This is a genomic window from Salinarimonas chemoclinalis (assembly GCF_041514305.1).
GTDB classification, from domain to species: Bacteria; Pseudomonadota; Alphaproteobacteria; order Rhizobiales; family Beijerinckiaceae; genus Salinarimonas; species Salinarimonas chemoclinalis.
Window position 1 is genome coordinate 63,389 of the sequence record NZ_JBGMWH010000003.1, and the last position, 19,126, is coordinate 82,514.

Annotated in this window: 18 protein-coding genes; 7 read left to right on the plus strand and 11 right to left on the minus strand. The window is 71.6% G+C overall.

Features of this window, described 5'->3' with window-relative positions; translation table 11 throughout:
• Nucleotides 1–324 precede the first annotated feature (324 nt).
• The 5 genes from AB9M23_RS07470 to AB9M23_RS07490 all read left to right on the plus strand — a co-directional run bounded on the left by AB9M23_RS07470 (nucleotide 325) and on the right by AB9M23_RS07490 (nucleotide 5,716).
• Nucleotides 325–1,182 carry an ABC transporter ATP-binding protein gene (locus AB9M23_RS07470; protein WP_372423884.1) on the plus strand — a complete coding sequence of 286 codons (858 nt, stop codon included), beginning with the start codon at nucleotides 325–327 and terminating at the stop codon, nucleotides 1,180–1,182.
• Between the two features lie 16 nt (nucleotides 1,183–1,198).
• Complete coding sequence (locus tag AB9M23_RS07475) at nucleotides 1,199–2,155, plus strand: branched-chain amino acid ABC transporter permease (protein WP_372423886.1); 957 nt, start codon at nucleotides 1,199–1,201, stop codon at nucleotides 2,153–2,155.
• Nucleotides 2,156–2,263: 108 nt separating this feature from the next.
• Nucleotides 2,264–3,349, plus strand: coding sequence for a branched-chain amino acid ABC transporter permease (locus tag AB9M23_RS07480; RefSeq protein ID WP_372423888.1), 1,086 nt, complete (start codon nucleotides 2,264–2,266; stop codon nucleotides 3,347–3,349).
• A gap of 95 nt (nucleotides 3,350–3,444) precedes the next feature.
• On the plus strand, nucleotides 3,445–4,773 hold the full coding sequence (locus AB9M23_RS07485; RefSeq protein WP_372423890.1) for an ABC transporter substrate-binding protein: 1,329 nt from the start codon (nucleotides 3,445–3,447) through the stop codon (nucleotides 4,771–4,773).
• A gap of 85 nt (nucleotides 4,774–4,858) precedes the next feature.
• A complete protein-coding gene (locus tag AB9M23_RS07490; RefSeq protein ID WP_372423892.1) occupies nucleotides 4,859–5,716 on the plus strand; it encodes an ABC transporter ATP-binding protein in 858 nt (285 codons plus the stop codon).
• On the opposite strand, the gene AB9M23_RS07495 is transcribed toward AB9M23_RS07490, so the two are convergent.
• The 9 genes from AB9M23_RS07495 to cuyA form a co-directional block, all read right to left on the minus strand.
• Nucleotides 5,686–6,252 (minus strand): DUF421 domain-containing protein, encoded by a 567-nt coding sequence (locus tag AB9M23_RS07495; protein ID WP_372423894.1) that lies wholly within the window; start codon nucleotides 6,250–6,252, stop codon nucleotides 5,686–5,688. The two genes, AB9M23_RS07490 and AB9M23_RS07495, sit on opposite strands and share 31 nt — an antisense overlap.
• A gap of 78 nt (nucleotides 6,253–6,330) precedes the next feature.
• A complete protein-coding gene (locus AB9M23_RS07500; protein WP_372423896.1) occupies nucleotides 6,331–6,717 on the minus strand; it encodes a YkvA family protein in 387 nt (128 codons plus the stop codon).
• 62 nt (nucleotides 6,718–6,779) lie between these two features.
• Entirely contained in the window at nucleotides 6,780–7,889 is a 1,110-nt protein-coding gene (locus tag AB9M23_RS07505) for a DUF1513 domain-containing protein (protein ID WP_372423898.1), read from the minus strand.
• Nucleotides 7,879–8,934, minus strand: a complete 1,056-nt coding sequence (locus AB9M23_RS07510) for an imelysin family protein (protein ID WP_372423900.1) — start codon at nucleotides 8,932–8,934, stop codon at nucleotides 7,879–7,881. Before AB9M23_RS07510 ends, AB9M23_RS07505 begins: the two co-directional genes overlap by 11 nt.
• A gap of 137 nt (nucleotides 8,935–9,071) precedes the next feature.
• Entirely contained in the window at nucleotides 9,072–9,803 is a 732-nt protein-coding gene (locus AB9M23_RS07515; protein ID WP_372423901.1) for an amino acid ABC transporter ATP-binding protein, read from the minus strand.
• Nucleotides 9,800–10,453, minus strand: coding sequence for an amino acid ABC transporter permease (locus AB9M23_RS07520; RefSeq protein ID WP_372423902.1), 654 nt, complete (start codon nucleotides 10,451–10,453; stop codon nucleotides 9,800–9,802). Before AB9M23_RS07520 ends, AB9M23_RS07515 begins: the two co-directional genes overlap by 4 nt.
• A 4-nt stretch (nucleotides 10,454–10,457) precedes the next feature.
• Complete coding sequence (locus AB9M23_RS07525) at nucleotides 10,458–11,177, minus strand: amino acid ABC transporter permease (RefSeq protein ID WP_372423903.1); 720 nt, start codon at nucleotides 11,175–11,177, stop codon at nucleotides 10,458–10,460.
• A 341-nt stretch (nucleotides 11,178–11,518) separates the two neighbouring features.
• Nucleotides 11,519–12,421, minus strand: coding sequence for an amino acid ABC transporter substrate-binding protein (locus AB9M23_RS07530; protein WP_372423904.1), 903 nt, complete (start codon nucleotides 12,419–12,421; stop codon nucleotides 11,519–11,521).
• A gap of 41 nt (nucleotides 12,422–12,462) precedes the next feature.
• A complete protein-coding gene (cuyA, locus tag AB9M23_RS07535) occupies nucleotides 12,463–13,479 on the minus strand; it encodes a D-cysteate sulfo-lyase (RefSeq protein WP_372423905.1) in 1,017 nt (338 codons plus the stop codon).
• Nucleotides 13,480–13,609: 130 nt separating this feature from the next.
• On the opposite strand from cuyA, the gene AB9M23_RS07540 reads away from it, so the two are divergent.
• Both AB9M23_RS07540 and AB9M23_RS07545 read left to right on the plus strand, forming a co-directional pair.
• Nucleotides 13,610–14,521, plus strand: a complete 912-nt coding sequence (locus AB9M23_RS07540; protein WP_372423906.1) for a LysR family transcriptional regulator — start codon at nucleotides 13,610–13,612, stop codon at nucleotides 14,519–14,521.
• 53 nt (nucleotides 14,522–14,574) lie between these two features.
• Nucleotides 14,575–17,085 (plus strand): ligase-associated DNA damage response DEXH box helicase, encoded by a 2,511-nt coding sequence (locus tag AB9M23_RS07545; RefSeq protein WP_372423907.1) that lies wholly within the window; start codon nucleotides 14,575–14,577, stop codon nucleotides 17,083–17,085.
• A gap of 55 nt (nucleotides 17,086–17,140) precedes the next feature.
• Here AB9M23_RS07545 and AB9M23_RS07550 read toward each other — a convergent pair whose 3' ends face one another.
• Both AB9M23_RS07550 and AB9M23_RS07555 read right to left on the minus strand, forming a co-directional pair.
• Nucleotides 17,141–17,659 carry a hypothetical protein gene (locus tag AB9M23_RS07550; RefSeq protein ID WP_372423908.1) on the minus strand — a complete coding sequence of 173 codons (519 nt, stop codon included), beginning with the start codon at nucleotides 17,657–17,659 and terminating at the stop codon, nucleotides 17,141–17,143.
• A 206-nt stretch (nucleotides 17,660–17,865) separates the two neighbouring features.
• Nucleotides 17,866–18,885, minus strand: coding sequence for a DUF4167 domain-containing protein (locus AB9M23_RS07555; protein ID WP_372423909.1), 1,020 nt, complete (start codon nucleotides 18,883–18,885; stop codon nucleotides 17,866–17,868).
• Nucleotides 18,886–19,126 lie beyond the last annotated feature (241 nt).

Sequence of the window (19,126 nt, forward strand, 5' to 3'; positions counted from 1 at the left end):
TGTGGCTGCGGTGCTGCCTCGGACGGTCGCGACGCGCCATCTCCTTCCCTGTAGGGGAAGGTGGATCGCCGCGGAGCGGCGAGACGGATGGGGCACGCCGACAGGCGTGTTCGGCGAAGCCGAAGCGGGCCGCGTCGGACGAGCCGGAGGCGAACCGCCCGTCCCCGTTTCCGCTTCGCGGAACGCGCGTTCCGCGCGCCCCATCCGTCTCGGCTTCGCCGAGCCACCTTCCCCTACAGGAAAGGAGAGCGGCCGGTCCATCGAGGGCGTCGCCTCGCGTCGGGCGATCGCGCCACAGGCCGTCACCCGTGAGGAGACCGCTCGATGAGCGCCGACCAGGCCCACAGCTTCGCCGCGGCCGACGCGCTGGAGGAGACCGCGCCGTCCGCCCCCACCCCCCGCGCCGCGACAGCCGGCGAGGTGCTGCTGGCCGTCGAGAACGTCTCCCTCGGCTTCGGCGGCGTGAAGGCGCTCACCGACGTCTCCTTCGACATCCGCAAGGGCGAGATCCGCGCCATCATCGGCCCCAACGGCGCCGGCAAGACCTCGATGCTCAACTGCATCAACGGCTTCTACCACCCCACCGAGGGGCGCATCACCTTCAAGGGGCAGACGCGCCAGAAGATGCGCCCGCACGAGGCGGCCGCCGGCGGCATCGCACGCACCTTCCAGAACGTGGCGCTGTTCAAGGGCATGTCGACGCTCGACAACATCATGACCGGGCGCTCGCTGAAGATGCGCGCCAACGTCTTCTGGCAGCTCGTGCGCTTCGGTCCGGCGATGCGCGAGGAGGTCGAGCATCGCCGCAAGGTCGAGGACATCATCGACTTCCTGCAGATCCCGCACATCCGAAAAGTCCCGGTGGGCAAGCTGCCCTACGGCCTGCAGAAGCGCGTCGAGCTCGGCCGCGCGCTCGCCATGGAGCCGGAGCTGCTGCTGCTCGACGAGCCGATGGCCGGCATGAACCTCGAGGAGAAGGAGGACATGTCGCGCTTCATCCTGGACGTGAACCAGGAGTTCGGCACCACGATCGCGCTGATCGAGCACGACATGGGCGTCGTCATGGACCTGTCGGACCGGGTCGTCGTGCTCGAGTACGGCTGCAAGATCGCCGACGGCACGCCCGACGAGGTGAAGGCGAACCAGGCCGTCATCGACGCCTATCTCGGCGTCCCGCACTGAGGAGCGACGCGTATCCATGGACCTCCTCGCGCAGATCTTCGTCGAGCCCTTCGCGCTCATGGTCGAGATGCCGGACCTCCTGGTGCAGACGCTCTGGGAGGGCTTCGTCTCGGGCGTCCTGTATGCGCTGATCGCGCTCGGCTTCGTGCTCATCTTCAAGGCCTCGGGCGTGTTCAACTTCGCCCAGGGCATCATGGTCGTGTTCGCCGCGCTGACGCTGGTCGGCTTCTACGCCATGGGCGTGCCGGCGATCCTGGCGCTCGTGCTCGCGGTCGCGGTGATGTTCGCGCTGGCCTGGACGGTGGAGCGCGTGGTGCTGCGTCCGCTCGTGAACCAGCCCGACATCATCCTGTTCATGGCGACCTTCGGACTGACCTACTTCCTCATCGGCTTCGGCGAGCTCGTCTTCGGCGGCGAGCCCAAGCAGATGATCACGCGCGAGCTGATGCTGCCCACCGGCGCCAGCGACTTCGAGTTCGCCGGCGGCTACGTCCGCATCCAGCACCTCGACATCGCGGCGGCCGTGATCGCCTCGATCATGATCGCGACGCTCGGCGTGTTCTTCTCGAAGACGCGCATCGGCCGGGCGCTGCGCGCGGTGGCCGACAGCCACAAGGCGGCGCTCTCGGTGGGCATCTCCTTGAACCAGATCTGGGTCATCGTCTGGTTCGCGGCGGGCATCGTCGCCCTGGTGACGGGCATCATGTGGGGCGCACGCTCGGACGTGTCCTTCGCCCTGCAGATCATCGCGCTCAAGGCGCTGCCGGTGCTGATCCTCGGCGGCTTCACCTCGATCCCCGGCGCCATCGTCGGCGGGCTGATCATCGGCATCGGCGAGAAGCTCGGCGAGTTCTACTGGGGCTCGATCATCGGCGGCGGCATCGAGAGCTGGTTCGCCTACGTCATCGCGCTGATCTTCCTGCTGTTCCGGCCGCAGGGCCTGTTCGGCGAGAAGATCATCGAGCGCGTGTAGCCTTCCCCGTCGGGGAGGGAACGGCTCGCGCGGCGAGCCCAGGGTGGGATCCCCCGGGATCCGCGGCCTTCCCGCTCGGGGAAGGAGAGCCAGAGTGAGGAAACGGTCGTGATCTATCGCGAGTCGGGCCAGTACAAGACCAGCTACGAGGCGGATCGCGCGATCTTCCCGTTGAAGCAGGACCGCATCGGCATCGCCGTGATCATCGCCGCCGCCTACGCGGCGGGCGTGTTCGGCTCGGACTTCCTGCTCCAGGCGGTGCTGATCCCGTTCCTGATCTTCTCGCTCGCGGCGATCGGGCTGAACATCCTCGTCGGCTACGCCGGGCTGCTGTCGCTGGGCACCGGCGCCTTCATGGGGGTCGGCGCCTACGCCTGCTACAAGCTGATGACCGCCTTCCCCGAGGTGAACGTCGTCGTCTGGATCCTGATGTCGGGCTTCTTCTCGGCGGCGGTGGGCGTGTTCTTCGGCCTGCCGAGCTTGCGCATCAAGGGCTTCTACCTCGCGGTGGCGACGCTCGCGGCGCAGTTCTTCCTGCAATGGTGCTTCAACCGCATTCCGTGGCTGTACAACTACAACATCTCGGGGGCGATCGAGGCGCCCCTGACGACGCTGTTCGGCGTGCCGATCACCGGCGCGACGGCCACCCCCGAGGCCCGCTACCTCGTCGTTCTCACCCTCGTCATCGGGCTCACTTGGCTCGCGTCGAACCTCGTCCACAGCCGCATCGGCCGGCAATGGATGGCGATCCGCGACATGGACATCGCCGCCGAGCTGATCGGCATCCGCCCGCTCCACGCCAAGCTGATGGCCTTCGCCTGCTCGTCCTACTTCGTGGGGGTGGCCGGGGCGATGCTGGTGTTCCTCTGGTACGGCGGCGCGGAATACAACGTGTTCAACATCGATCAGTCGTTCTTCATCCTGTTCATGATCATCATCGGTGGTCTGGGCTCGCTGATCGGCTCGTTCATGGGCGCGGCCCTGATCTTCATGCTGCCGATCGGGCTCGGCATCGTCCTGCCGGCGATCACCGCGCCCTTCGGGCTGACGGTGGACGCCGCGACGATCGAGCACCTGCGGTTCATGATCGTGGGCGCGCTGATCATCTTCTTCCTGATCGTGGAGCCGCACGGCCTCGCGCGGCTCTGGCAGATCGGCAAGCAGAAGCTCCGGGTCTGGCCGTTCCCCTATTGAGGAGCGGTGAGAACAATCGCCGGGAGACCCGGGGACGAGAGGGAAACGGGCCGGACATCCGGCATCGAGAAGAGGAAAAGGGAGGACAGGAAGCCATGTCGTTTCGCAACCTGACAATCGCCGGGCTCGCCGCGGCGATCGTGGGCTCCGGGGCGCTCGTCGTCCCCGCGAGCGCGCAGGAGGACGGGATCTACATCCCGCTCCTGACCTACCGCACCGGCGCCTTCGCCGGCTCCGGCATCCCGATCGCCGACGGGATGCACGACTACCTCACCATGCTCAACGAGCGCGACGGCGGCATCGGCGGCGTCCGGCTGATCGTCGAGGAGTGCGAGACCGGGTACGCGACGCCGAAGGGCGTGGAGTGCTACGAGTCGGTGCGCTCCAAGAACCCGGTCGTGGTGAACCCCTACTCGACGGGCATCACCCTCCAGCTGATCCCGCGCGCGGCGGTCGACAAGATCCCCGTGCTCTCGATGGCCTACGGCCTCTCCGCCTCCGCCGACGGCAACACGTTCCCGTGGGTGTTCAACCCGCCGGTGACCTATTGGGACGGCGCCTCCGTCTTCGTGAAGCACATCGCCGAGCGCGAGGGCGGCTTCGAGAACCTCTCGGGCAAGACGGTGGGCCTCCTCCACCTCGACGCGCCCTACGGCCGCGAGCCCATCCCGGTGCTCGAGGCGCTGGCGGAGGAGCACGGCTTCGAGCTGAAGCTCTACCCGGTCGCCGCGCAGGACATGCAGAACCAGGGCTCGGTGTGGCTCAACATCCGCCGCAACCGGCCGGACTACATCTACCTGCAGGGCTGGGGCGCGATGAACCCCACCGCCGTGCGCGAGGCCATCCGCACCGGCTTCCCGATCGAGAACATGATCGGCGTCTGGTGGGCCGGCGGCGACGAGGACGCGCGCGCCGGCGGTGCCGATGCGGCGGGCTACAAGGCCCTCTCGTTCAACGGCGCGGGCGCCGACTTCCCCGTGATGCAGGACATCATCACCCACGTGCACGACAAGGGCCTGTCGCAGTTCCCGCGCGAGCGGGTCGGCGACATGCTCTACAATCGCGGCATCTACAACTCGATGCTGATCGCCGAGGCGATCCGCACCGCGCAGGAGATCACCGGCAAGAGCGTGGTCACCGGCGAGGACGTGCGCCGCGGCCTGGAGAACCTGACCGTCACGGAGGAGCGTCTGGCCGAGATGGGCATGACCGGCTTCGCCGCGCCGCTCAACGTCACCTGCGAGAACCACTCGGGCAACCACCAGGTCTTCGTGGCCGAGTGGGACGGCACGCAGTGGACCGTGGGCCAGGACTGGACGGAGCCCATGACCGACCGGGTCCGTCCGCTCATCCTCGCCGCCGCGCAGGAATACGCCGCCGCCAACGCCGGCTGGCCGGCCCGCACCGAGGGCTGCGACCAGTGAGGTCGTGACTGCCCGGCGCCGGGGAGCGATCCCCGGCGCCGCCACCTTCCGGCCCGGGATCGGGCCCGAGCCGAGAGCCCCGCCGATGACCGCACTCGCCACGCCCTCGACGACGACGCCCGCGCCCGCGCCCGCCGCGGCGGCGCCGATCCTGTCGGTGAACAACATCGAGGTGATCTACGACCACGTCATCCTGGTGCTGAAGGGCGTCTCGCTCACCGTGCCCAGGCAGGGCATCGTCGCGATCCTGGGCGCCAACGGCGCCGGCAAGACCACCACGCTCAAGGCGATCTCGAACCTGCTGCGCGCCGAGCGCGGCGAGGTCACCAAGGGCTCGATCGAGTTCGACGGCAACCGCATCGAGAAGCTCTCGCCCAACGAGCTCGTGCGCCGCGGCTGCATCCAGGTGCTGGAGGGCCGCCACTGCTTCGGCCACCTCACCATCGAGGAGAACCTCCTCACCGGCGCTTTCACCCGGCGCGACGGCAACGCCGCCATCAAGGCGGACATGGAGAAGGTCTACGCCTACTTCCCGCGCCTGCGCGAGCGCAAGGGATCCATGGCCGGCTACACGTCCGGCGGCGAGCAGCAGATGTGCGCCATCGGCCGCGCGCTGATGAGCCGTCCGAAGATGATCCTGCTCGACGAGCCGTCGATGGGCCTCGCCCCGCAGATCGTCGAGGAGATCTTCGAGATCGTGAAGGACCTCAACGCCAGGGAGGGCGTGTCTTTCCTGCTGGCCGAGCAGAACACCAACATGGCGCTGCGCTACGCCACCTACGGCTACATCCTCGAAACCGGCCGCGTCGTCATGGACGGCGACGCGAAGATGCTGCGCGAGAACGAGGACGTGAAGGAGTTCTACCTCGGCGTCGCCGGCGCCGACCGCAAGAGCTTCCGCGAGGTGAAGAGCTACAAGCGCCGCAAGCGCTGGCTCGCCTGATCACGCGCGCCCGTGCCCGCGACGGTGGCGAGCGTCGAGCCCGCCGCGCCGACGTCGCGCACCTCCGACAGGACCGACAGCGACCCGTCGGTCTCGAGCACGACGGCCCCGACCGAAGACAGGTCCGGCGCGCCGGAGCTGCGCGCGGCGGCGAGCACCTCGGCGCGGCTCACGCGCTCCCGGCGCAGGGCGTCGTCGAGGATCGCGCCGCGGTGCACCAGCAGCGTCGGGGTGGCCTTCACGAGCGTCTGGAAGCGCCGCGAGCGCGCGGACGCGAAGGTCACGACCCATTGCAGCGCGATCAGCAGCGCGAAGGCGACGAGCCCCTCCGCCAGCGCCACGTCGCGGCTGAGCAGGATCGTCGCCAACGTCGAGCCGAGCGCCACCGTCACCACGAGGTCGAAGGCGTTCAGCTTGGTCAGCGTGCGCTTGCCGGTGACGCGCAGGAACGCGACGAGCCCGGCATAGGCGAGCGCCCCCACGACGACGATGCGCAGGAGGTCGCTCCACGGGGCGAGGAAGGCGTCGGCGGACATGGGGGCTCCCGGCTGCGTGAGACGGGAGAGGAAGTCGGGGGCGGCGGGACGGTTCCGAAGGCTACGAGGCGTCGGCCGTCACCCCTCCTCGATCGCCCGTCGCGCCTCCTCCCGGTGCTCCGGACGGATCGACGTCGCGACCGCGCCGAAGGCGGCGGTGAGGACGGCGAGGTCGTCGGTGAAGCCGACGAGGGGGAGGAAGTCCGGAACCAGGTCGGTCGGCAGCACGAAATAGGCGAGCGCACCGAGGAGGATCCACTTCACGCGGCGCGGTGTCGTGGGGTCCTGGACGCAGAAGTAGGCGGCGAGCACGTCCTGTGCGAAGGGCAGGCGCTTGCCGATGGCGCGCGCCTTGTCGAAGGCGTCGCGGAGCGTGCGCGCCTCGTCGTCGCGCCCGGCGCGGCGCATGGCCTCCATCTCCTCGGCGGTGAAGGGCTCGTCGAGGCGCATCTCGTCCTCCTGCATGTGACCGCGTCTCTGTCCTTCGCATGAGATAGGCACGGCGGGGCAACGCGCAACGGCTCCGCTCAGATCCGGCGCGCGTGGTTGTCCCACACGGTCGACGCCAGCGCCGCGCCGAGATCGGCGAGATCGCCGTCCGGGACGCGGGCGATCGCCACGCCGTCGTTGCCGGACGTGACGAGGAAGGTGCCCGCCACCGTCCCCGGCGCCGCCCCGCAGACGTCCGACATGCGCCGGCGGCCGAGATAGCGCCCGCTGGCACGCTCGAAGAAGGCGGCGACGGAGCCGTGCGGGCTCGTGGCGCAGACCAGCTCCCCCGAGGGGTCGAGCGCGACCGAGCCGACGTAGTTGTCCAGCGAGATCAGGTCGTCCTCCGGCATCTCGAACAGCCGCACGCGGCCGGACGCGTCGCGCGCGCCCACCAGCGGCACGACGGCGAGCGGGTCGCCGGCGAACTGGCAGCCGAACACGCTCTCCCCGTCCGGCGCGACGGCGAGGTGGCGGATCGAGAGGTCGGCGAGGTCCGCGCCGAGGTCGTGCACCGCCTCGACCGCGCCGTCCTCCGGCCGCAGCACCGCGAGGCTCGGCTCGAGCGCACCCGCGTTGAGGATCTCGCGACCGGATACCGGATGCGTGCGGATGCCGCCATTCGCCACGACGAGCCGTGGCGGCCCTTCCCCTGGGAGCAGCGCGAGGTCGTGCGGGCCGATACCGCCGGTCGGCACCTCGCCGATGCGGGCGTAGCCCGCCGCGCAATCGTAGACGCCGAGCACGCCGGCGCCGGTCTCGATGCGGTTCTCGCTCGCCCAGAGCAGCAGCCCGTCGGCGGAGAAGGCGCCGTGGCCGTAGAAATGCCGGCCGTCGGCGGCGAGGACGACGCGGCTCACCGTGCCGGTGTCGCGATCGACGACCGCCATCCAGCCGCCCGGCCTCCGGGCGAAGACGACGAGATCGCGCGTGCCCGGCCGCGCGGCGACGTCGTGCCCGCGCTCGGGCAGCGCGGTCGAGAACAGCAGCCGGCCCTCCAGCGTGAAGGCGCACACGCGCTGCGACCCGTCGCCGGCCTGGGCGCAGGCGACGTAGACTGGCTCCGCCGCCCGCGCCAGCCCGCCGGCGAGCGCCGTGCCGAGCGCGGCGCCGAGGCCGGCGAGGAAGGTCCTGCGATCAATCCCCATCGAGCGCGTTGAACCCCGTGACCACGCCGAGCGCCGGCGGAACCTCGGTCGCCGCATTGCCGCGTGCGGTCGCGACCGCGGCCGCCAGCAGCAGCACGCGCCCGCGCCGGGCCGGGTCTGCGGCGGCCTCGCCGAGATCCGTGGGTGCCCGTTCGGCGAGGCGCTCGGCCTGCGCGAGGGCGCGCAGGGTGCCGGGCGCGCGCGTCTCGTCGCCGCCGACGAGGGCGTCCACGAGAGCCTCGATGCCGTCGAGGTTGAGCGCGATCTGCCGCGCCGAGCGCCCGGAGCGCCACATCTCGGCGCGGGTCGCGCGCGCATCCGCGAGATCGGCGCCGAGCGGCAGCCCGAGCTTCAGCGACTCGATCGCCTGGAGGCCCGTGAGCGCGTCGGTGACGAGCCGCGTCACGGCCCGCTGCGCCCCGCCCGCGTCGCCCGCGAGCGTCGGCAGGGTCTCCTCCGCCCAGGCCCGTGAAACCTCCCCGGCGGTCGCCGCGAGCGCGCGCGCGATGGCCTCGCCGATGCGGCACAGGCGCGGCGCCCGCACACCGCCCGCGGCGAGGGCGCCGCGGGTGTCCGGATCGAACAGGAGCCGCTCCAGCGCCGTGAACCCCTGGCCGGCGACCGAGGTCTCTGCGAAGCGCTCGGGCGCGAGCGGCGTCTCGTCGTCCAGCGCCTCGAGCTGCGCCAGCGCACGGCCCGACGCGTTGCGCCGCTCCGGCCAGAAGGCGAGGCGCTCGAACCGGAACTCCTCCGAAACCGGCCCCCAGCGCACCGGCTCGATACGGGCATGGGCGTCGGCGGCGGCGTGGAAGGCGGCGTCCAGGGGCGCGAGGTCGAGGGAGGGGCCCGGCGCGGCGCACGCGGCCTCCCAGGCGGAGGCCTGCGCGGCGGCGGCCTCGGCGAGCGCGGCGTAGGCGGGGGCCAGCACCGTCTCGGCCGCGCGCAGTGCCGCGGCCCGCGTATCGAGCGGCTGCGCCGCGAGCGGGTTCGCCCCCGCTACGCCGAGGCCGAGGAGCAGGGTCGCGAGTGCTGCGGTGAGGCGCATGGGGGCTCCCGGTCGAACGCGTTCGCGGCCCCTCGCCTAGCAGATCGGCACAGGAGGGTCGACGGCGGCCCGCGCATGGACCTGCGCATCGGGGGCATGCGCCGCGCCCGCGCCGCCGCGCGCTCTCGAGCCCGGCCTCACACGTGGCCGAGGATCTTCGACAGGAAGGTCTGCGCGCGGGGGCTGCGCGGCGAGCCGAAGAAGCTCGCGGTGTCCGCGTCCTCGACGATCTCGCCCGAATCCATGAACACGACGCGGTCGGCCACCTTGCGGGCGAAGCCCATCTCGTGGGTGACGACCATCATCGTCATCCCCTCCTGCGCGAGCTCGACCATGACGTCGAGCACCTCGGAGATCATCTCCGGGTCGAGCGCCGAGGTCGGCTCGTCGAAGAGCATGGCGATCGGGTCCATCGCCAGCGCCCTCGCGATGGCGACGCGCTGCTGCTGGCCGCCCGAGAGCTGGCCGGGGTGCTTGTGCGCCTGGTCCGAGAGCCCGACGCGGGCCAGCAGCGATGCCGCCTTGGCCTCGGCCTCCGCGCGCGGGCGCCCCAGCACCTTCTCCTGCGCGAGGCAGATGTTGCGCATCACCGTCATGTGCGGATACAGCTCGAAGTTCTGGAACACCATGCCGATCCTGGCGCGCAGGGCGGGCAGGTCGGTGCGCGTGTCGCCGACCGCGATCCCGTCCACCGTGATCGAGCCGCCCTGGAACGGCTCGAGGCCGTTGACGCACTTGATCAGCGTCGACTTGCCCGACCCGGAGGGCCCGCAGACGACGACCACCTCGCCCTTGGCGACGCGCGTCGAGCAGCGCTTGAGCACGTGGAAGTCGGCGTACCGCTTGTCGAGGTCGCGGATCTCGATCATGTCGCGTGTTTCCTCTGGAGGCGCCTGACATACATGGAGCCGCTGAAGCAGATCACGAAGTACACCGCGGCGGCGAAGACGTACATCTCCACGAGCCGGCCCTCGTTGCGAGCGACGATGGTCGACGCCGTCATGAAGTCGCGCAGGGACACGACGAAGACGAGGCTCGTGTCCTGGAACAGGATGATCGCCTGGGTCAGCAACACCGGCGTCATGTTGCGGAAGGCCTGCGGCAGCACGACGAATCGCATCGTCGCCCCGTAGCGCATGCCGGTCGCGTAGGCGGCGGCCACCTGGCCGCGGGAGACGGACTGGATGCCCGCCCGCACGATCTCGGAATAGTACGCCGCCTCGAACAGGGTGAACGCGATCAGCGCCGAGTAGAAGCCGCCCACCGGCCGGCCGATGATCAGCGGCACCAGGAAGAAGAACCAGAAGATCACCAGGATCAGCGGCATCGAGCGGAAGAAGTTCACGTAGGCCGCGGAGACGATCCGCAGCACGCGAAAGCCCGACAGGCGCATCAAGGCGAGCACGACGGCGAGCACGATCCCGCCCACGGCCGCGAGCACGGTGAGCAGCAGCGAGAGGCCGAGCCCCTGCGCGAGGAAGGGCAGCGCGTCGAAGATCACGGCGAGGTCGAACGACATGGCTCTAGCGCCCTCCCGCGATGAAGCCGGGCATCCGCGCACGGCGCTCGACGAGGCCCATGGCCGCGGTGACGGACAGCGTGATGACGACGTAGATCACGGTCGCGGCGGTGAAGGCCTCGAAGCCCTGAAAGGTGTATTCCGTGATCTGTCGGCTCTGCGCGGTGAGCTCGAGCACGCCGATCGTCAGCGCCAGCGAGGAGTTCTTGAAGATCGTCAGGAACTCGGACGTCAGCGGCGGGATGATCAGCCGGTAGCCCACCGGCAGGAGGACGTATCGATAGAGCTGGCCGGTCGTCAGCCCGCTGGCGTAGCCCGCGAGAGTCTGACCGCGGGGGATCGACTCGATGCCCGAGCGCACCTGCTCGGCCACCCGCGAGGCGGTGTAGAAGCCGAGCCCCACGACCGCGGTCGTGTATTCGGGCATCGGCAGGTCGCGCTTGACCCAGCGCCCCCAGTCCGCGGGCAAGAGCTCGGGCACGACGAAGTACCAGAGGAACAGTTGCACGAGCAGCGGGATGTTGCGGAACAGTTCCACGTAGGCGGTGGCCGCCCCGCGTACCGCCTTGTTGGGCAGGGTGCGCGCCACGCCCACGATCGAGCCGAGCGCGAAGGCGATCACCCAGGCCGCCGCGGAGACCGCGAGCGTCCAGCCGACGCCGGAGATCAGCCAGCCGAGATAGGGATCCTGCAGGAGGACGCCCCAGTTCCAATTGTAGCTCATGCGCCCCCGCTCCCCTCCTGTCGGTCAACGCCCGCGCCCGTACCCCTTCTCCCTTCCCTGTAGGGGAAGGTGGCGCCGCGCGAAGCGCGGTGACGGATGGGGCGCGCCGAAGGCGCGTTCCGCGAAGCGGAAACCGACGGGTCCGCGGCCACCGTCGCTCTTCGGCTGCGCCGAACGCGCGTCCCGCGCGCCCCATCCGTCTCGGCTTCGCCGAGCCACCTTCCCCTACAGGGAAGGACAGGGTTGGCCGCGGCGTCCCCCGACCAACTCCCCGCACGGGTCGTCCGACGTCGGGACAGGCCCGAGCCCGGCGCGCGGGGCGCCGGGCTCGTCGGCGATGGTCACTCGGGCAGGGCGTTGAGGCGCCAGGCGGCACGGAGCAGGTCCGTCGGCGGCTCGGAGACGGCATCGTTCGTGGGGAAGGGCTGGAACCACTCGGCATAGATCTCCTCGATCTCGCCGGTGCGGAACAGGTCCGCCAGCACCTTCGTGCCGAGCAGCTGGAAGGCGCTGTCGTCGCGCCGCACCATGATCGCGTAGGGGTCGTAGGAGAGGAAGTCGCCGACGACCGCGTAGCTCTGCGGGTCGCGGGCGCGGGTGATCAGGCCGTAGAGCAGGATGTGGTCGGTCGAGTAGGCGTCGACGCGGTCGGTCTCCAGCGCGAGGAAGCCCTCGGCGTGGTCCTTGACGTTGAGCACGTCGACGTCGAGCCCGCCGGCCTCGATCGCCGCCTTGATCACGCGCTCGTTGGTGGTGCCCTGCGCGAGCGCGATGCGCTTGCCGGCCAGGTCGTCCAGCGTCTCGATGCCGGCGTCGGTCTTCACCAGCAGCTTCGTGCCGGTGATGAAGGTCACCGGCAGGTAGGCGACCTGCTGCTGGCGGGTGAGGTTGTTCGTGGTCGAGCCGCACTCGATGTCGATCGTGCCGTTGGCGAGAAGCGGGATGCGCGTCTGCGGCGTCACCGGCACGAAGCGCACGGCGAGGTCGGGCTTGCCGAGTTCCTCCTTCACCGCGTCGGCGATCCGCAGGCACAGGTCGACCGAGTAGCCCTGCGGGGCGCCGCCGTCGGACCCGATCCAGGAGAACGGGATCGAGGTCTCGCGGTGGCCGATGACGATCTCGTTCGCCGCGTCGATCTTGGCGAGCGTGCCGTAGAGGTCCTGCGCCTGCGCCCCGGCCGCGGCGGCGAGCGTCGCTCCGAGCGCGCAGGCGCCCAGAGCGAAGTGTCGAAGCATGCGTCTCATCTGTCGATCCCCTCTGTGATTGTGATGATCCCGGCCGAGCCTCACGCCGCGCGCTCTTTCGGCGCGTCGAGCGCGAATCCGTAGCCGAACAGGCCGGCGGATCCGCCGGTGTGCAGGAAGACGATCCGCTCTCCCTTGCGGAAGCGCCCCTCGCGGACGAGGTCGATCAGCCCCGCCGCCCCCTTTCCCGAATAGACCGGGTCGAGCAGGATGCCCTCGAGCCGGGCGAACATCTCGAGCGCCTCGACCATCCCGGGCGTCGGGATGCCGTAGCCGGCGCCGACGTAGTCGGTGTTCGCGACCACGTCCTCGCGCACCACGATGCCCGGCACGCCGAGCCGCTCTGCGGTGGCGCAGGCGAGCGCGAAGACCGATTGCTCCTGCTTCTCGCGGGGCGCGCGCACGCCGATCCCGAGCAGCGGCACCCGCGCGTTCACCCCCTTCAGCCCCACCACGAGCCCCGCCTGCGTGCCGGCGCTGCCCGTCGCGTGGACGAGGTGATCGATGGCGAGCCCCATCGCGTCGGCCTGGGCCATCAGCTCCTGGGCGGCGTCGACGTAGCCGAGCGCGCCGGTCGGGTTCGAGCCGCCGCCGGGGATGGCGTAGGGCCGGCGCCCGTCCGCGGCCATGCGCGCGCGGACCTCGTCCAGCGCCGCGTTCATGTCGGTGCCGCCGGGGCGATGCTCGATCGTGGCGCCGTGCAGGCGGTCGAGCAGGACGTTGCCGTTGTCCGTGTAGCCCGCGTCGCGAAAGCCGGTGCGGTCCTCGAGCAGGATGTGGCAGGCGAGCCCCAGCCGCGCGGCGAAGGCCGCCGTCTGGCGGGCGTGGTTCGACTGCGTCGCGCCCTGGGTGAGCACGACGTCCGCGCGCTCGGCCACCGCCTCCGCCATCAGGAACTCGAGCTTGCGGGTCTTGTTGCCGCCCGTCGAGAGCCCCGTGCAGTCGTCGCGCTTGATCCAGATCTCCGGCCCGCCGAGCGCGGCGCTCAGGCGCTCGAGCGGCTCGAGCGGGGTCGGCAGGTGCGCGACCCGGATGCGCGGGATGCGGGCGAGATGCATGAACGGCCCTCCGAAGAACGTCGAGGCCGATCCTGCGTCTCGACAGGGCGGACGATCAAATGCCAAATACGCGCGGGAACATGCACGAACGGCATGTTGTGCGGGAGCGGGAGCGGGAGCGAAGATCGGGATGCGGCACGACTGGATCGAGGACGTCCTGGCGGTGGCGGAGACGGGCTCCTTCCAGGCCGCCGCCGAGCGCCGCCGGGTGACGCAGCCCGCCTTCTCGCGGCGCCTGCGCACGATCGAGGAGAGCCTCGGCGTGCGGCTGTTCGACCGCAGCGCCAAGCCGGCCCGCCCGCTGCCGCACGTCCTCGCCCGGCTCGACGCCATGCGCGAGATCGCGGCCGGCCTGCGCGAGCTCTCCGCCCATTTCCGCGAGGACGCCGACGCCGCGCGCTCGCGGATCGTCATCGCCTGCCAGCACGCCATCACCACGGCGACGGCGCCGACGCTGGTCGAGCGGGTCTCGGGGCTCGACCTCGACGTGCGGCTGCGCTCGGCGAACCGCGACGAGTGCCTGGCGCTGCTGCTGACCCGGCGGGCCGACCTCGCGCTCGTCTACGACGTCGACGGCAGCGCGCCGCTGGACGGCGCGGACTACATCGTCGTCGAGACGATCGGCACGGAGACGCTCGTCCCCGTCGCCGCCCGCGCGGCGCTCGGCACCCTGGACGAGGGCTGGGTGCGCGGCGAGCTGCCGATCGTCGCCTATCCGGAGGACGTCTTCCTCGGCGCGGTGCAGCGCGCGCGCGTCTTCGCGGCCCTGCGCGGGAGCCTGCGCCTGCGCATCCGGCTCGAGACCGCGCTCACCACCGCGGCGCTGCAATGCGCCCGCGCCGGGCTGGGCGTCGCCTGGGTTCCCCGCTCGCTGGCCGCCGACGACATCGCGGCGGGCACCCTCGTCGACCTCGGGCGCACGCTGCCCTCGGTCGCCATGCGGCTGATCGCGACGCGCCTGCGCGGCGTCACCTCCCCGGCGCTCGCGGCCGCCTGGCCACGGATCGTGGCGCTCGAGGCCGTGCAGGCCGCGCAGCCCTGACACCGACGCGGCCGCGTCTGGTCCGCGGCCCGCGCCGACCCCATATCGCGCCCGTGCCGACCGCTCCCGCTCCCCCGCCGTCCCCCGCGCCGACGACCCTGCCGGATACCTTCCAGGCCTGGTTCGCCGGCCGCGGCTGGGCGCCGCGCGCGCACCAGCTCTCTCTCCTGGCGCTAGCGGAGGCGGGCCGCTCCGCGCTGCTGGTCGCGCCCACCGGCGCCGGCAAGACGCTCGCGGGCTTCCTGCCCTCCCTCGTCGAACTGTCCAGCGCACGGCACGCGCGCGCGAACCGGCGCAGCCTGCACACGCTCTACGTCTCACCGTTGAAGGCGCTCGCCGTCGACGTCGCGCGCAACGTCGAGGCGCCCGCCGCCGAGATGGGCCTGTCGCTCGACATCGAGACCCGCACCGGCGACACGCCGTCCCACAAGCGCGCGCGCCAGATCGCGCGGCCCCCCGACATCCTGCTCACCACCCCCGAGCAGCTGGCGCTGCTCCTCGCCCATCCCGACGCGCGCGACCTGTTCGCGAACCTGCGCCGCATCGTGCTCGACGAGCTGCACGCGCTCGCGCCCTCCAAGCGCGGCGACCTGCTCGCGCTCGGCCTGGCGCGGCTCTTCGCGCTCGCGCCGCAGGCCTCGGCGGTGGGCCTCTCCGCGACCGTCCGCGACCCCGCCGTCCTCGCCCGCTACCTGACGGCGGACGCCGCCCGTCCGGCCGAGATCGTGATCGCGCCCCCGGGCGCGGCCCCCGACATCCGCATGCTGGAGGGCCCACGCCTCCCGGCGGCCGGCCACACCGCGGCGGCGGCGATGCCGGAGATCTACCGGCTGATCCGCGCGCACGGCACCTCGCTCGTCTTCGTCAACACCCGCATGCAGGCGGAATGGGTCTTCCAGGCGCTGTGGCGCCTCAACGAGGATGCGCTGCCCATCGCGCTCCACCACGGGTCGCTCGACGTCGAGCAGCGCCGCCGGGTGGAGGCGGCGATGGCCGCGGGCAAGCTGAAGGCGGTGGTGTGCACCTCGACGCTCGATCTCGGCATCGACTGGGGCGACGTCGATCTCGTGATCAACGTCGGCGCACCCAAGGGGGCGAGCCGCATCATCCAGCGCATCGGGCGCGCCAACCACCGGCTCGACGACCCGTCGAAGGCCTATCTCGTGCCGGCGAACCGCTTCGAGATCCTGGAATGCCGCGCCGCGCTGGACGCGGTCGAGGAGGCCTCGCAGGACACGCCCGACCCGCATCCCGGCGCGCTCGACGTGCTCGCCCAGCACATCCTCGGCATGGCCTGCGCCGAGCCTTTCCTGGCGGACGACCTCTACGCCGAGGTGCGCGGCGCGGCGCCCTATCGCGCCCTCGACCGCGAGACCTTCGACGAGGCGATGCGCTTCGTCGCCACCGGCGGCTACGCGCTGCGCGCCTACGAGCGCTTCGCGCGCATCGTCGAGGGGCCGGACGGACGCTGGCGCGTGCGCGATCGCTTCGTCGCCCAGCAGTACCGCATGAACGTCGGCACCATCGTCGAGGCGACGATGGTCAAGGTCCGGCTCGGCCGCCCCGCGGCGGGCGGGCGCCCGATGGCGCGGGGCGGGCGCGTGCTCGGCGAGGTGGAGGAGTACTTCGCCGAGACGCTGACGCCCGGCGACACCTTCCTCTTCGCCGGAGAGGTGCTGACCTTCCACGGCCTGACCGAGGACGCCGCCCTCGTCTCGCGCGCGAGCGCGGGGACCGACCCGAAGATCCCCTCCTATGCCGGCGGCAAGTTCCCGCTCTCGACCTTCCTCGCGGAGCGCGTGCGCGGCTTCCTCGCCGACCGCGACAGCTGGGAACGGCTGCCCGCCCAGCTCGTCGAGCTGCTCGAGGCGCAAGCCGAGCGCTCGCTCCTGCCCTCCCGCGAGGGGCTCCTCGTCGAGACCTTCCCGCGCGCGGGGCGCCACTACCTCGTCGCCTATCCGTTCGAGGGGCGCCTCGCTCACCAGACGCTCGGCATGCTGCTCACCCGCCGGCTGGAGCGCGCGCGCCTCAAGCCGCTCGGCTTCGTCTGCAACGACTACGGCCTCGCCGTCTGGGGCCTGCGCGACCTCTCGCTGGAGGAGGCGCGCAACCCCGGCTTCCTGGCCGAGCTCTTCGCGCAGGACATGCTCGGCGACGACCTCGAGGAATGGCTCGAGGAATCCGCGCTGATGAAGCGCACCTTCCGCTACTGCGCGGTGATCGCCGGGCTGATCGAGCGCAACTTCCCGGGGCAGAAGAAGACGAGAACCCAGGTGACCGTCTCGACCGACCTCGTCTACGACGTCCTGCGCCGCCACGAGCCCGGCCACGTCCTCCTGCGCGCCGCGCGCGCCGACGCCGCCACGGGGCTGCTCGACCTCGAGCGTCTGGCCGCCCTCCTCGCCCGCATGAACGGCCGCCTCGTCCACCAGCCGCTGCCCCGCGTCTCCCCGCTCGCCGTCTCGGTCATGCTCGAGATCGGCCGCGAGACGGTCTACGGCGAGGGCTCGGACGAGATCCTGGCGGAGGCGGAGGCGATGCTGATGGAGGAGGCGCTCGGGTGACGTCCCCGTCGTCATCGATCGTGGGCGGCGCCCGCCGGCGCCCCCACGGGCGACGTCAGCGCCGCTCGAACACCAGGTTGGTGATCTCGGTGGGGACGCCGTCGATCACGTCGGTGACGCGCAGGGTGAAGCGGTCGGAGCCCTCGGGGTTCTCGATCGTCATCTCCTGGCGGCCGCCGCCGACGCCCTCGGGAAAGCGCACCGCGAGCACGATCCGGTCGCCGTCGAGCGTGCCCGAGAGCCGCGCGGGGCCGACCTGCGAGCCGGTGTAGACGCCGCTGTAGGTGCCGCTCCCGTCCACCGCGAGGTTCGCGCCGATGGCGCGGGTGAAGATCAGCATCGCCCGGCAGGTGCCGTCGAGCGCGATGCGCGTCGCATCCGCGGCGCCGTCCACGCGACAGGTGACCCGGCGGGGATCGGGGTCGGAGTCGCGCTTGACGGTGCCCGCGCCCACCCAGATGCCCTCGAACCTCTGGTTGAACGCCGGACCGGCCTCGGCGGGGCCGGCGAAGGGCAGGACCGCCGAGGCGCCCACCATGATGCTCGTCGCGAGCACGAACGTCGCTTGTCGCATTCTCGTCCTCCTCCTCTCGTCGCTCCCCAGGCACCGCTGCGCGAACGCCGTGGACGATGAAAGGTGCCGCCACGGCGCCCACAGGGTCGCGCGAACGGGAGAGCGATGCAATCGCGCCGTCCGGGCCGATTCGCCGCGCCCGGCCGTGCGACGAAAAAGGGCCGCTCGCGCGGCCCTCTCGTCGGTCCCGACCGTGATCGCGCGGATTACTCCGCGGCCTCCGCGTCCCCGGAGCCGGGCTCGGCGACCTTGCGGCGCGTCGTGCGGCGGCGCGGCTTGTCGCCGACCTTGGCCTCTTCCTCGCCCTCGGCGGCGACCGGCGCGGCGGCCTTGCGGGTACGCTTGGGGGCGGGCGCCTCGTCGGCGACCGGCGCCGCGGGAGCGGTCGAGGGACGCGTCACGAAGGCCGGCAGGCTCTGCGCGGGGCTCTCGTCCTCCGCCTCCGGACGGCGACGCTCGCGGCGGGGACGATCGCGGCGACCCTCGTCGCGGGCCTCCTCGCGCGCCTCGCCATAGCGCGGCGCCTCGCCGCCGTCGTGGCCGTAGGTCTCGTGACGCGGCTCCTGCGAACGCGGCTCCTGCGAACGCGGATCCTGGGCACGCGGCTCCTGGGCACGGAAGTCCTGCTGCCCGCGCCCCTCCGGCTGGCGCCCGTCCTGGCCGCGGAAGCCCTGGTTGCGGACGTCGGGACCCCGGCCGTCGGGACCGCGCCCGTCGCGCCGATCGCGTGGCTGGAAGCGCTCGCGGCGATCGTCCCGGCGCTCCTGACGCGGACCCCGGTCGTCGCGCGGACCCCGGTCCTCGCGCGGGCCCCGGTCGTCGCGCGGACCCCGATCCTCGCGCGGACCCCGTTCGTCGCGCGGCGCGCCCCGGCCGAAGCTCGGCTGCGGCTGCTGGGCGGGATCGAGGTCGTCGAGGCGTTCGCCGCCGCGATAGTCCCCGTCGTCGTCGCCCTCGTCGCCGTCCTCGTCGTAACCGCGCTGCGGGAAGCCGTACTGCTGGCGCAGCTGCTCCTGGGCGGCGGCGATGATGCGGTAGTAGTGCTCGGCGTGCTGGAAATAGTTCTCAGCCATCACCGGGTCGCCGCTCGCCAGCGCATCGCGTGCGAGCTGGCTGTACTTGTCGGCCACGGTCTGGGCGGTGCCGCGGACCTTCACGTCGGGGCCGTTGGACTCGTAGCTGCGCGTGAGCGGGTTGGGGCCCTTGTTGCGGCTACGGCCCCGCATGCGCCTGTTCTGGTTCGGTCTCATGGATGTGCTTCGACCCTTGCCTGGCCTCTCGTCGTCGACGCGAGCGCAATGCGCGCGGACGAGGATCAGCCGTCGTCGGCGCGCGCCTCCGTCATCTTCCAGGTCGACCCGGCAGCGGATGCCGCGCGTCGTCCTCGATGTCGGGTTCGGTGACCGCCGGACCGTCTGGCGCCCCGTCCTGGCGGTGATCGTGTCGCCCCTTCGCGTCCTGGTCGAC

Excerpts from the sequence above, each read along its gene's own strand:
- AB9M23_RS07515 (WP_372423901.1), bottom strand. The coding sequence starts at position 9,803 with ATGATCGAGATCCGCGACCTCGACAAGCGGTACGCCGACTTCCACGTG.
- AB9M23_RS07505 (WP_372423898.1), bottom strand. The coding sequence starts at position 7,889 with ATGGGGATTGATCGCAGGACCTTCCTCGCCGGCCTCGGCGCCGCGCTC.
- AB9M23_RS07495 (WP_372423894.1), bottom strand. The coding sequence starts at position 6,252 with ATGTCCGCCGACGCCTTCCTCGCCCCGTGGAGCGACCTCCTGCGCATC.
- AB9M23_RS07550 (WP_372423908.1), bottom strand. The coding sequence starts at position 17,659 with ATGCGACAAGCGACGTTCGTGCTCGCGACGAGCATCATGGTGGGCGCC.
- AB9M23_RS07520 (WP_372423902.1), bottom strand. The coding sequence starts at position 10,453 with ATGTCGTTCGACCTCGCCGTGATCTTCGACGCGCTGCCCTTCCTCGCG.
- AB9M23_RS07500 (WP_372423896.1), bottom strand. The coding sequence starts at position 6,717 with ATGCAGGAGGACGAGATGCGCCTCGACGAGCCCTTCACCGCCGAGGAG.
- AB9M23_RS07530 (WP_372423904.1), bottom strand. The coding sequence starts at position 12,421 with ATGAGACGCATGCTTCGACACTTCGCTCTGGGCGCCTGCGCGCTCGGA.
- AB9M23_RS07525 (WP_372423903.1), bottom strand. The coding sequence starts at position 11,177 with ATGAGCTACAATTGGAACTGGGGCGTCCTCCTGCAGGATCCCTATCTC.
- AB9M23_RS07485 (WP_372423890.1), top strand. The coding sequence starts at position 3,445 with ATGTCGTTTCGCAACCTGACAATCGCCGGGCTCGCCGCGGCGATCGTG.
- cuyA (WP_372423905.1), bottom strand. The coding sequence starts at position 13,479 with ATGCATCTCGCCCGCATCCCGCGCATCCGGGTCGCGCACCTGCCGACC.
- AB9M23_RS07475 (WP_372423886.1), top strand. The coding sequence starts at position 1,199 with ATGGACCTCCTCGCGCAGATCTTCGTCGAGCCCTTCGCGCTCATGGTC.
- AB9M23_RS07470 (WP_372423884.1), top strand. The coding sequence starts at position 325 with ATGAGCGCCGACCAGGCCCACAGCTTCGCCGCGGCCGACGCGCTGGAG.
- AB9M23_RS07510 (WP_372423900.1), bottom strand. The coding sequence starts at position 8,934 with ATGCGCCTCACCGCAGCACTCGCGACCCTGCTCCTCGGCCTCGGCGTA.
- AB9M23_RS07490 (WP_372423892.1), top strand. The coding sequence starts at position 4,859 with ATGACCGCACTCGCCACGCCCTCGACGACGACGCCCGCGCCCGCGCCC.
- AB9M23_RS07555 (WP_372423909.1), bottom strand. The coding sequence starts at position 18,885 with ATGCGGGGCCGTAGCCGCAACAAGGGCCCCAACCCGCTCACGCGCAGC.
- AB9M23_RS07540 (WP_372423906.1), top strand. The coding sequence starts at position 13,610 with ATGCGGCACGACTGGATCGAGGACGTCCTGGCGGTGGCGGAGACGGGC.